General features: G+C 67.8%; 9 protein-coding genes. 4 read left to right on the forward strand and 5 right to left on the reverse strand.

What is annotated here, in order from left to right:
- Positions 1-1,341 (reverse strand): glycosyltransferase family 2 protein (locus ACRDUX_RS31130; RefSeq protein ID WP_526419746.1); only part of this gene is annotated, 1,341 nt, incomplete at its 3' end.
- Complete coding sequence (glf, locus tag ACRDUX_RS31135) at positions 1,338-2,582, reverse strand: UDP-galactopyranose mutase (protein ID WP_526419748.1); 1,245 nt, start codon at positions 2,580-2,582, stop codon at positions 1,338-1,340. The genes ACRDUX_RS31130 and glf, both read right to left, overlap by 4 nt.
- A gap of 214 nt (positions 2,583-2,796) precedes the next feature.
- On the opposite strand from glf, the gene ACRDUX_RS31140 reads away from it, so the two are divergent.
- The gene (locus ACRDUX_RS31140; RefSeq protein WP_526419750.1) at positions 2,797-3,735 is read left to right on the forward strand and encodes a hypothetical protein; all 939 of its coding nucleotides are present in this window, start codon (positions 2,797-2,799) and stop codon (positions 3,733-3,735) included.
- A 125-nt stretch (positions 3,736-3,860) separates the two neighbouring features.
- Complete coding sequence (locus tag ACRDUX_RS31145; protein WP_526419751.1) at positions 3,861-5,471, forward strand: N-acetylmuramoyl-L-alanine amidase; 1,611 nt, start codon at positions 3,861-3,863, stop codon at positions 5,469-5,471.
- Here ACRDUX_RS31145 and ACRDUX_RS31150 read toward each other — a convergent pair.
- The 3 genes from ACRDUX_RS31150 to ACRDUX_RS31160 are packed head-to-tail and all read right to left on the reverse strand — an operon-like array spanning position 5,468 to position 7,828.
- Positions 5,468-6,280, reverse strand: coding sequence for a Cof-type HAD-IIB family hydrolase (locus tag ACRDUX_RS31150; RefSeq protein ID WP_526419753.1), 813 nt, complete (start codon positions 6,278-6,280; stop codon positions 5,468-5,470). The genes ACRDUX_RS31145 and ACRDUX_RS31150 overlap by 4 nt on opposite strands.
- Positions 6,280-7,026, reverse strand: a complete 747-nt coding sequence (locus tag ACRDUX_RS31155) for a lysophospholipid acyltransferase family protein (protein WP_526419755.1) — start codon at positions 7,024-7,026, stop codon at positions 6,280-6,282. The genes ACRDUX_RS31150 and ACRDUX_RS31155 overlap by 1 nt, the downstream gene beginning before the upstream one ends.
- A gap of 4 nt (positions 7,027-7,030) precedes the next feature.
- Positions 7,031-7,828, reverse strand: a complete 798-nt coding sequence (locus ACRDUX_RS31160) for a lysophospholipid acyltransferase family protein (protein WP_526419757.1) — start codon at positions 7,826-7,828, stop codon at positions 7,031-7,033.
- A gap of 77 nt (positions 7,829-7,905) precedes the next feature.
- On the opposite strand from ACRDUX_RS31160, the gene ACRDUX_RS31165 reads away from it, so the two are divergent.
- Together ACRDUX_RS31165 and ACRDUX_RS31170 are read left to right on the forward strand one after the other, a co-directional pair.
- A complete protein-coding gene (locus ACRDUX_RS31165; RefSeq protein WP_526419758.1) occupies positions 7,906-8,574 on the forward strand; it encodes a phosphotransferase in 669 nt (222 codons plus the stop codon).
- Between the two features lie 55 nt (positions 8,575-8,629).
- Positions 8,630-9,522, forward strand: an 893-nt coding sequence (locus ACRDUX_RS31170; protein ID WP_526419760.1) for an MBL fold metallo-hydrolase, incomplete at its 3' end; no start/stop codon positions are given.

Raw genomic sequence — 9,522 nt, forward strand, 5'->3', positions numbered from 1 at the left:
GCGCAGTAGGCCGATCACGTCTCCGTCCCAATGCATGGCCGCCACCACCAAGCGGTTGCGCAGGTGGAAATACGCCTGCCAGTCGATGGCGTCGTCCTTGTCGCTCCACGCCATGTGCCAGATGGCCGCACCGGGCAGCGTCACCGTCGGGTAGCCGTGCTCGCCGGCCCGTAGCCCGTACTCGACGTCGTCCCACTTGATGAACAGCGGCACCGGCTGCCCGAGTTCCTCGGCGACGCTGCGCGGGATCATGCACATCCACCAACCGTTGAAGTCGACGTCGATGCGGCGGTGCAGCAGCTTGCTCCGGTACTCCTCTTCGTCGTTGAGCGGGTACTTGGCGAAGTTGTGGTCGTACTCGGTGTTGACCGCACCGCTCCACATGAAGTTCGCCTGGTCGACCATCTCGCCCATCACGTGCAGGTGCGACGGCTCCTGCAGGTTGAGCATCTGACCGCCGACCAGCGTCGGGATCTTGGCGAAGCGGTTGAGCGCGAGTGCCCGCAGGATCGAGTCGGGCTCGATGCGGATGTCGTCGTCCATGAACAGGATCTGTTCGCAGTCGGTGTTCTTCAGCGCCTCGTACATCACGCGGCTGTAACCGCCGGAGCCACCCAGGTTGGGCTGATCGTGAATCGTCAGCCGGTTGCCGAGTGCGGCGGCCGCCGCGGCGAAGTCGGGGTGGTCCTTGGCCTTGCTGGTGCCCTGATCGGACACGATCACCGCAGTGATCACCTCGTCCACCAACGGATCCGACGTCAGCGTCGCCAGCGCGTTGACGCAATCCGACGGCCGGTTGAACGTCGGGATGCCGATCGCGACGCTGGCGCGGCTCGGCGCGGGCGTCGGCGCATACCAACCGGCGCTGTGCACGGTGACCGTGGCGTCGGTCGTGATGTCGAACCAGATCCAGCCACCGTCTTCGAACGGGCCGAGTCCGATCTCGAACTCGATGACCGCGGGCGTGTCCTGATCCACGCTCGACACGGCGCTGCCGCCCACCGTGACCCGGGCGCCGGTGGCCTTGGAGCGGTAGACGTCGACGCGCGCGCTGCCCGTCAGCTCGACGCGCAGCACCACCGATTCGAGGATCGACCAGCGCCGCCAGTAACTGGCCGGGAAGGCGTTGAAGTACGTGGAGAACGACACCTCGGACTCCGCGCCGATCTCCAGCGTGGTGCGCGTCGGGGCGTGTGCGCGCCTGACGTTGGTGCTCGACTCCTCGATGTAGAGCTTGCGTACGTCCAGTGGCTCGCCCGGGCGGGGCAGGATGATGCGGGACAGCAGGCTGACCGCCTTCAACTGCCCGGCGTCGAGCGCGCCCGACGGAATGTCACTCATGCTCGGCTGCTTTCTATTCCGGTGTCGCTGAGCGGCGCACCGTCGCGCAAGTGCGGCGCCAGCGTGTTGTCGTACATGTTCAGCGCACTGGCGATTGCCATGTGCATGTCGAGATACTGGTAGGTGCCCAGCCGTCCACCGAACAACACGTTGGCCGATTCGGTCTCCGCCTTGGCTCGCGAGCGGTACGTGGCGAGCAGTTCGCGATCGGACTCGGTGTTGATCGGATAGTAGGGCTCGTCGGTGTCATCGGCGAACCGCGAGTACTCCCGCATGATGACGGTCTTGTCCGTCGGGTAGGCGCGCTCGGGATGGAAGTGCCGGAACTCGTGGATGCGGGTGTACGGCACGTCGGCATCGTTGTAGTTCATGACGGGGGTGCCTTGAAAATCCCCGCAGTCGTTCAAGACCTCCAACTCGAAGTCCAGCGTGCGCCAGCCGAGCTTGCCGTCGCCGTAGTCGAAGTAGCGATCCAGCGGGCCGGTGTAGACCACCGGCGCGGCCGGGCTGGCGGCGCGGAGCTCGTCGCGGACATCGAACCAATCGGTGTCCAGCCGCACCTCGATGCGATCATCGGCGGCCATGTTCTGCAGCCAGGCGGTGTACCCATCGACCGGCAGACCTTCGTACGTGTCGTTGAAGTAGCGGTTGTCGAACGTGTAGCGCACCGGCAGGCGGGTGATGTTGCCTGCGGGCAGTTCCTTGGGGTCGGTTTGCCACTGCTTGGCGGTGTAGTCGCGCATGAAGGCCTCGTAGAGCGGGCGCCCGATGAGGGCGATGGCCTTCTCCTCGAAGTTGGTGGCGTCGTCGACGGAGAAGTCGGAGGACTGCTCCTTGATCAGCGCACGCGCCTCCTCGGGCGTGAAGTACTTGCCGAAGAACTGCGATACCAGGCCGAGGCCCATCGGCAAGGGGTACGCCTGGCCCTTGTGCAGCCCGAAGACACGATGCTGATAATTCGTGAACTCGGTGAACTGCCTGACGTAGTCCCACACCCGCTGATTGGACGTATGGAAGAGGTGGGCACCGTACTTGTGGACCTCGATGCCGGTCTCGGGTTCGGGTTCGGAGTAGGCGTTGCCGCCGATGTGCGGTCTGCGGTCGACCACCAGAACGCGTTTGTCGAGTTGGGTGGCCACGCGCTCGGCGATCGTCAGGCCGAAGAACCCGGAACCGACGACTAAGAGGTCAAATCGGCCGGTGGACTGGAGCGCAGCGACCCGGGAGGTAGGAGCTGTCATCGGCAGCAAGGGTATCCGACGGATGAGTCGCGGCCCGAATGTGCGCTCGGCCCGTCTCAAAGCCTTTCGCGGCACCCAGGCAGGTCGCGATTCGCTCACGATTCAGCATCGTCACTCTAGACACACCAGTCCCAGCCGTACCATCGAACGCGTTGGATCCGAACACCCGTAGTCCAAGTTTTACGCACTGAAAAGAATCACTGAGGAGACTTCCGTGCCTAACCGTCGTCGACGCAAGCTCTCGACAGCCATGAGCGCAGTCGCCGCACTGGCCGTCGCAAGTCCAGTCGCAGTTGCCGCGCTATCCGACCTGTCCACCACCACCGAGGCCGCTCCGCAGCACCGCGAATTCGTCGCTGCCGCCCTCACCACCGACCTGCCCAACGAACTGATCGGCGCGCTGACGCAGGGGCTGTCACAGTTCGGTGTCAACCTGCCGCCGCTGCCCACCGGCCTCCTGACCGGATCCGGTGCTCCGTCGGCGACGACGCTGACGAGTCCGTTGACCACGCCGGGGCTGGCCAGTCCCTTGACCACACCGGGGCTCACCAGTCCGGGGCTCACCAGCCCAGGCCTGACTTCACCCGGCCTCACCTCGCCTGGTCTCACCTCGCCCGGCCTGACGTCGCCCGGCCTCACCTCTCCTGGCCTGACGACGCCTGGCCTGACGACACCTGGGTTGACCACACCGGGGCTGACGTCGCCTGGCCTGACCACACCTGGTTTGACGGCTCCGGGCCTGAGCGTGCCGCCGGCGACCGCCACGGCGCCTGGCCTCACGACACCAGGGGCCAACCCGGCGCTGACCAGCCCGGCTGGGCTCGGCGGCCTGACGACACCGAGCACGGGCCTCGGCCTGCCCGGTGCGGGCGAGGTCCCGATCGCCGACCCGGTCGGCCTCGATCCCTCCTCGGGCACCTACCCGATCCTCGGCGGCGATCCTTCGCTCGGCCTCGGCGCACCCGCGGCGAGCAGTGGCGGAGGGGGGTTGCTCGGCGACCTCGGCAGCGCGGCCCAGACGCTGGGCGCCGGGCAGGCGATCGACCTGCTCAAGGGCATGGTCATGCCGGCGATCACCGGAGCCATCCAGCAGGGTGCCGCGGCACCCGCAGCGGCGGCCGCGGCAGCTCCTGCAGCGATTCCCGGCGCCTAGATCCTGCGACGAAACGGCACCGCAGAAGGCCCCAACGGGCTCTGCGGTGCCGTTGCGCGCTGATGTACCCACCGCGAGCCGTGTCGAAACACTGGTAACACCCGACTCATACGTAACATCGTGCCGTGCCGTTTCGCCGCCAATTGCCGTCGCTGCTCTTCTCTGCCGTCGCGGCGACGGCAGTGATCCTGCCGCTGGCCGTATTCGGCACGCCTGGCGAACCCGAGAAGGCACCGCGCACCACCAAGACCCTCATCGCCGAACGTCCGCTGACCGCCGTCGGGAGCGGCGAGACGGTCCGCGAATTACACCAGGACACCCCCTTCTCGATGGTGGCCCTGACAGCTGACGATCTGACCGGGACGTCGGCGCGCGTGCGGGCCAAGAAACCCGACGGCTCGTGGGGTCCGTGGTACAACGCCGAGAACCTCGACGGCGTCGGCCCCGAGGGGTCCGGAGTCCGCGGCACCGATCCCGTCTTCGTCGGCCGCACCACCGACGTTCAGATCGCGGTGACCCGGCCCACCCCCGTCGCGCGCCCCATGGCCCCGTCGCCCTCGAAGCCGGGCCTCGGGTACCGACCGGTCAACGTCGAGCGGCCATTGAGCCAAGACCTGAAGGCCGTCCTGATCAGCCCGCCGCAGGCGCCGGTCGACATCTCGTCGCTGCCGCCGGAGGCCGCCACCCCGCCTGGGGTGCCACCCGCCTTCATCGGACGCGGCCAGTGGGGCGCCGACGAATCGCAAGTGTGCGGAAAACCCGTGTACGACGCCGGAATTCGCGCCGGCATCGTGCACCACACCGCGGGCAGCAACGACTACACCCCCGAGGACTCAGCCGGGATAGTCCGCTCGATCTTCGAGTACCACACCCGCATGCTCGGCTGGTGCGACATCGCCTACAACGCGCTCGTCGACAAGTACGGGCAGGTGTTCGAGGGACGCGCGGGCGGCATGGATCGGCCCGTCGAGGGCGCCCACACCGGCGGCTTCAACCTCGACACCTGGGGGGTGGCGATGCTCGGCAACTTCGACGACGTGCCACCGACCCCCATCCAGCTGCGCACCACCGGCCGCCTGCTGGGCTGGCGCCTCGGCCTTGACCGCGTCGACCCGAAGGGCACCGTCTCCCTCACGTCGGCGGGCGGTTCGTTCACGAAGATTCCCGGCGGTACGACGATCCAGCTGCCGACGATCTTCACGCACCGCGACGTCGGCAACACCGACTGCCCCGGCAACGCGGCCTACGCCCAGATGGACCTCCTGCGCGACACCGCCGCCCACTTCAACACGCCCATCGGGCCACGGGATCTGGCCGATACGCTGCGCGGCGGTGCGATCTTCGGAAAGTGGGCGTCGATGGGCAGCGAGGCGAGCCCGCTCGGTGCGCCGAAGACCCCCGAGACCGCAGGCGCCGGTGCGTCGCGCTACGTGACGTTCGCCAACGGTGCGCTCTACTGGTCGCCTGCCAGCGGTGCTGAACCGGTGACCGGCGCCATCTACGACGCGTGGGGCAAGTTGGGCTTCGAGCGCGGTGCACTCGGGCTGCCCACCAGCGGCGAGATTCAGGAACCGCAGTGGATCGTGCAGAACTTCCAGCACGGCACGCTGAACTTCGATCGCGAGCACGGCACCGTCACCCGAGTGATCGACGGCATCGCCCTCGAGATCCCGCTCGCCGACGGCAGCTCACCCGTGCAGCTCGAGCGCTTCACCCCGATCGACGATCGGGCCTAGAGCCACCACCGCTCGAGGACGCGCGCCAACCCGTCGTCGGTGTTGGGCGTGGTCACCTCGTCGGCGGCCGCCTTGGCCTCCGGATGCGCGTTGCCCATCGCGACGCCGAGCCCCGCCCACAGCAGCATCGGGATGTCGTTGGGCATGTCACCGAACGCGACGACGTCGGATGCCGTGATGCCGAGCGGTGCCGCGACCTCGTCGACGCCGGTCGCCTTGCTGATGCCGAGCGGCACCACTTCGATCAGACCGTTGTTGGTCGAGTAGGTCAGATCCCCCTGGAGACCGACGTGCGGGGCCAGCGCGGCGGCCATGTCCGAACTCCGTGCGTCGGCCTTGCGGATCAGCAGCTTCACCGCGGGCGCGCTCAGCACGTCGGCGAGTGACACCTCGGTGTTGTCGGGGTTGAGCCAGGCGTGCTCGTAACCGGGTGAGCTCAGGAAACCTGGCGTCGCTGCGTCATGGGCGCTGCGGCCCACGCGTTCCACCGCGAGCCCTGCCCCAGGGATGATGCGGGTCGCCACCTCGGCCAGCTCGACCAGCACGTCGGCGGACAACGTCCTGGCCGAAAGGATGCGATCGGTGGCCGAGTCGTAGACCACGGCTCCGTTCGCGCAGACCGCCATCGGCGCGAAGCCAAGCGCGTCGACGACCGGCGCGATCCAGCGTGGTGGCCGGCCCGTCGCGAGCACGAACTGGGTGCCCGCGTCGACTGCGGCCCGCACCGCCGCCCTGGTGCGAGGTGTGACTTCCTCGTTCTCGTCGAGGAGCGTGCCGTCGACGTCGGTGGCGATCAGAGACGGCAGCACTAGTGGTTCTCCGACTGATTGCGGGCGCGCTCGGCGAGCTCGGCCTCGTCGAGTATCCGAGCCTCCTTCAGCGTCGGGGCGCCCCCGCCGAGCCTGCGCGGCACCCAGTACGCACCCTCGGGATGCTCGTAGGTCTCCTGCACCGAGTACAGCAGCTCCGTCATCTCGACCCGGAGCTCGTCCATCAGCGATTCGGGGGTGCCGACCGGAGGCAACGGCGTCCCGACCGCCACGGTGATCGGAGTCTTCTTGCGGCCCACGCTCTTCGGATGGTCCTTGGTCCACACCCGCTGAGCGCCCCAGACGATGAGGGGGATGATCGGCACCTGCGCCTCCAGCGCCATTCGGGACGCACCGGTCTTGAACTCCTTGAGCTCGAAGCTCCTGCTTATGGTCGCCTCCGGGTAGACGCCGACCAGCTCGCCCTCGGTCAACCTCTCGACGGCCACCGCGTACGCCCCGGCTCCGGCCCTGCGGTCCACCGGGATGGTCTTCGAATGCCTGATCAGGAAGTTGACGATCTTCACCCTCTGCATCTCGGACTTGATCATGAACCTCAGGCGGCGCCGACCGTACATGGCCGCGAGTGCGGCGGGCAGGAAGTCGATGTAACCGGTGTGGTTGATGGCGATCACCGCGCCGCCGACCTCCGGGACATTGTCCAGACCCTGGTAGGAGATCCGCGTTCCGGTGGCTCGCACCGCTGTCCTGCCCGCGATCTCCAGAGCGCGGAAGACCGGTTCCATGCCACTACCCCGAGGACTCGTTCGGTTCGGGGTCCGAACGCTCCTGCGCCAACCGCTTTTCGCGGCGCGCGGCCTTCTCGGCCGCCTCCTCGGCGTCCATCCGATTGGCCTCGCCGAGCGTCGGGGCGCCACCGCCCATGCGGTGCGGCACCCAGAACTCGCCCGCGGGGTGCTCGCCGTACGCGTCCTGCACCTGCTCGAGGAGGTGCTGCATCCGCGAGTGCAGCAGCGCCGTCAGCTCGGCAGCGGGCAACGTGGGCTGGATGGGCTCGCCGACCGCCACCGAGATGGGCACCTTGGGCCGGACCAAGTTGCGCGGGCGGCCCTTGGTCCAGATGCGCTGGGCACCCCACACGATGTGCGGGACGATGGGTACGTCCGCCGCGATCGCCATCCGGGCGGCACCCGACTTGAAGTCCTTGATCTCGAAGCTTCGGCTGATCGTGGCCTCCGGATAGACGCCGACGAGCTCGCCCTCCTTGAGCCGCTGGCAGGCAGCGTCGAACGATGCGGCACCGCTGTCCCTGTCGACCGGGATGTGGTGCATGCCGCGCATGATGGGGCCGCTGACCTTGGAGTCGAAGACCTCGCGCTTGGCCATGAACCGCACCTTGCGACCGCGGCCCTGCTTGAAGGCGGGCAACCCGGCGAAGGTGAAGTCGAAGTAGCTGGTGTGGTTGATCGCGATCACGGCGCCACCGGTGGCGGGCAGGTTGTCGACGCCGGTGATGGTGAATTTCAGCCCCTGCAGCCGCCAAATTACGCGGGCAGCTCTGATGACAGTCCCGTATACCGGCTCCACGACATACCAGCCTAGTGCCGTCACCTCGCAGACCGATGAAGAAGACTCCGCAGGGGCCGCGTGGAAGTGTGTCCGGGGTGAGCTTTCCGACCGCACCGGTGCCGATCCCCGAGGCCGTCGCCAGGATCGCGGACGGCCGCGAAGTCACCGCGGTGTGGCTCAACGAGCTCGGCGGCGTGACGTTCGCGGTGGCCAGGGAGTTCGTGAAGGTCTACCCAGACCAGCACGCCGGGCTGCTCGACGCCGAGGTGACGCGATTGCGGTGGGCGGCTGATTTCGCCGCCGTGCCGAAAGTGCTCTCGACGGGGCCGGGGTGGCTGCACACAGCGGCGCTGCCAGGACGCTCGGCGGTGGATCCGCACTGGATCGCGCGACCGTTGGACGCGGCGCGCGCGATCGGCGCCGGCCTCCGACGGCTGCACGACGCCCTTCCGGTCGACCGGTGTCCGTTCGGTGCGCCGGCCTGGGTACGGGCCGACGCGCCGCCCGCCGACCGGCTGGTGGTCTGCCACGGCGATGCCTGCGCGCCCAACACCATCGTCGGCGATGACGGATTCTGCACCGGCCACGTCGACCTCGGGGACCTCGGTGTCGCGGACCGATGGTCCGACCTGGCGGTGGCGACCATGTCCCTGGCGTGGAACTTCGGGTCCTCCGGCGGCCAGGAAGCGGCGCTGCTGGAGGCCTACGGCGTGGCCCCTGACCAAGAGCGGATCGCCTACTACCGGGAGCGGTGGGACGAGTAACCCGACCGGTCCCGGTACCATCGAATCCACGCGTAGGGCGCGGAAAGGGCGATAAGTGCAGGTCACAAGCGTCGGACATGCAGGCTTCCTGATCGACACCAACGCAGGGAGCATCCTCTGCGACCCCTGGGTCAACCCTGCGTACTTCGCGTCGTGGTTCCCGTTCCCCGACAACAGCCAGTTGGACTGGGACGAACTCGGCGACTGCGACTACCTGTACGTCAGCCACCTGCACAAGGACCACTTCGACCCGGCCCATCTGGCCGCGCACGTCAACAAGGATGCCGTCGTCCTGCTGCCCGATTACCCGGTGCCGGACCTGCGTCGCGCGCTCGAAGCGCTTGGCTTCCACCGGTTCTTCGAGACCACTGACTCGGTGAAACACCGCGTCAGCGGGCGCAACGGCGACCTCGACGTGATGATCATCGCGCTGCGCGCACCGGCCGACGGACCCATCGGCGACTCGGGTCTGGTGGTGTCGGACGGCCAGACGGTCGCGTTCAACATGAACGACGCGCGCCCCGTGGATTTGGAAGTCCTCGCGTCCCAATTCGGGCCCGTCGACGTGCACATGCTGCAGTACTCCGGCGCCATCTGGTACCCGATGGTCTACGACATGCCGGCTCGCGCCAAGGAGTCGTTCGGGACGCAGAAGCGCCAGCGTCAGATGGACCGCTCCCGCCAGTACATCGCCCAGGTCGACGCCACCTGGGTCGTCCCCTCGGCAGGGCCGCCGTGCTTCCTCGATCCGGCGCTGCGTGATCTCAACGACGACCACGGCGACCCGGCGAACATCTTCCCCGACCAGGTCGTCTTCCTCGACCAGCTGCGCCGCAACGGCCACGACCGCGGGTTGCTGATGATTCCCGGATCGACCGCCGATTTCACTGGGCCGCAACTGAATTCGCTGAATCATCCCGTTGCCGACCCGGAAGCGATCTTCACCAC

The organism is Mycobacterium sp., from assembly GCF_050701675.1.
Classification (GTDB): Bacteria; Actinomycetota; Actinomycetes; order Mycobacteriales; family Mycobacteriaceae; genus Mycobacterium.